Origin of the sequence: Streptantibioticus ferralitis (genome assembly GCF_029223525.1) — a bacterium.
Taxonomy (GTDB): Bacteria; Actinomycetota; Actinomycetes; order Streptomycetales; family Streptomycetaceae; genus Streptantibioticus_A; species Streptantibioticus_A ferralitis.
Map to the genome: position 1 here is coordinate 1 of NZ_JARHTQ010000083.1, position 1,839 is coordinate 1,839.

A 1,839-nucleotide genomic window follows, 5' to 3' on the forward strand; every position below is an offset into this window, starting at 1 on the left:
CACGCCGCGGAGCTTGCCGGGACCCGACTTGCGGTAGGTGACGAACACCACGCCACGCATACGACCCTTGATCAGCCGGGGCAGACCAGCCGCCATACCGAACCAGACACAGACCAACCGAACCCCTCCCCCCAAGCAAAACTGCAGGAACACCCCGGACAGACAAAACCAAATCCCGCGCCGATCACTACACCGTCCGAAACGATCACTGAACCCGCACCTCAGAACCACTGCAACTTCCGCAACCCCACGAAAACCCCCGCCCGGACCCGCACCGCCACCCACAGCCAAAAATCCGAAACGATCACTAGATCCCCAGCTCAACACTTCACGCATCCAATGATCAACAACAGATTTGTCACAGCGCTGTCCACGTGGGGGGTGACGGCGGCCGTGGTCTGGAAGAGCACGAGGTCGACCTGGTTGTCCTTACCGAAGTGGATGATGGTGCGCGGCGAGCGTTCCTTGCGGTTGAACACTGCGGTCCGGTCCTGGTCCACGGTGAGTACCGATGCCGATGGGCCGAACGGCCATGAGGGCCAGCCGCGTGGTCTCCGCCAGGTCCTGGGCACCGGCCGTGCCCGACTCGGGTTCAAGCCTGATCACGCCCATCTCGATTGCGGCAAGCCTGATGCGGCCTACGCACGCGGCGTACAGCGGGCTTCCCGGGCGGTCACCAGCCTGCATCTGTGGGGGCGCTCATCCCGCCAGGGTGGCCAGCGCGCATCGGTGCCGTGGCCGACGGAGAACCCCCCGATCGAGGGGCCTGTCTTTGTCACGCAGGCCTCGGACGCGGCATGTCAGGGGCGGGGTGGGTACCAGGGAGCGAGGCACAGCAGGAGGTGGAGGGTGTGGCGGGCGGCGGTGCGATGTTCGGCGCGGGGGACGTAGGCGGCGCCAAGGGCGAGCGTGCTGGTCAGGGTGAGCAGGAGGAAGAGGGCCGTGGCGGCGAGGTCAAGAGCGGTGCGGGCGGCGGGGGTTGTGGTGGCCAGGAGGCCTGCGGCCGCGGTGACGGTGCGGGCGGCGCGTGGGGCGGGGTGGTGGTGGCGCGGTGGCATGGTCCGGGGTGCTCCTTGGTGACGGTCGGGGCCCGGTGGTGGGGCTTGGTGGTAGTCAGCCAGGTGGGGTGATGTGGGGGTGTGGGTGCTTCGCGGGGTTCTAATCTGCTGCGGTGGACAGGGGTGAACCGGGGTGTGCGGAGCGGGAGTTGATCGCACGGCTGGCGCAGCGAGGCTTGGTGGTCTCTATGGCGCAGTTGGAGCGGTGGCGGGCGGCCGGGCTGTTGCCGGCGCATGAGCGGCGGTGGCTGGGCCGCGGGCGTGGGTCGGTGGCTGTGCTGCATGAAGGGACGGTCGAGGTCGCGGCGGTACTGGCGCGGCACGCGTGGCAGGGGCGTGATCTGCGGTGGACGGTGCTGGCCTGGTATGCCGAGGCGGGGATGCCCGGCGCGGGTGGGGCGGCGGCGGTGCCCGAGCCGCCGTGGCCGGCCGTACGGGAAGCGTTGTTGTGGGCCGGACCCAGCAGCTGGTGGAGCAGGCGCGTGCGGCGGGGCGCAGCGAGCAGGGTCAGGACGTGTTCTACGCGGCGGCCGAGCGGGAGGTGCGCCGTGGGCCGGGTGATCCGCCGCATCCGGCCGAGATGCGGCGCCTGGTGCTCGACGAGGACGGCGATCCGGCCGATCCGGTGGGCTCGGCGGGTCGGGGACCGGTCTCCGGTGTTGGGCGGTCGGAGCGGGTCGTGGTCGACGTAGTAGTACGGCTGCTGAACGAGCAGGAAGAGCGTCTCGGCGTGGCAGCTCAGCGGGGCGCGGTCGGGGACGGGCGCGGCGGTGGCGGGGTG

The 1,839-nt window shown here is 70.1% G+C and carries 2 protein-coding genes and 1 pseudogene; 1 reads left to right on the forward strand and 2 read right to left on the reverse strand.

The window, feature by feature from the left end; genetic code table 11:
• Window positions 1-320: 320 nt before the first annotated feature.
• The gene (locus P2L57_RS39735; RefSeq protein WP_275823454.1) at window positions 321-500 is read right to left on the reverse strand and encodes a hypothetical protein; all 180 of its coding nucleotides are present in this window, start codon (window positions 498-500) and stop codon (window positions 321-323) included.
• Window positions 501-800: 300 nt separating this feature from the next.
• Entirely contained in the window at window positions 801-1,058 is a 258-nt protein-coding gene (locus tag P2L57_RS39740; protein ID WP_275823456.1) for a hypothetical protein, read from the reverse strand.
• A 448-nt stretch (window positions 1,059-1,506) separates the two neighbouring features.
• On the opposite strand from P2L57_RS39740, the pseudogene P2L57_RS39745 reads away from it, so the two are divergent.
• Window positions 1,507-1,839 (forward strand): annotated as a pseudogene (locus P2L57_RS39745) (hypothetical protein); the annotation flags it as partial.

Bases quoted from the DNA above. Each gene is read 5' to 3' on its own strand.
- P2L57_RS39740 (WP_275823456.1), bottom strand. From the start codon at position 1,058: ATGCCACCGCGCCACCACCACCCCGCCCCACGCGCCGCCCGCACCGTC.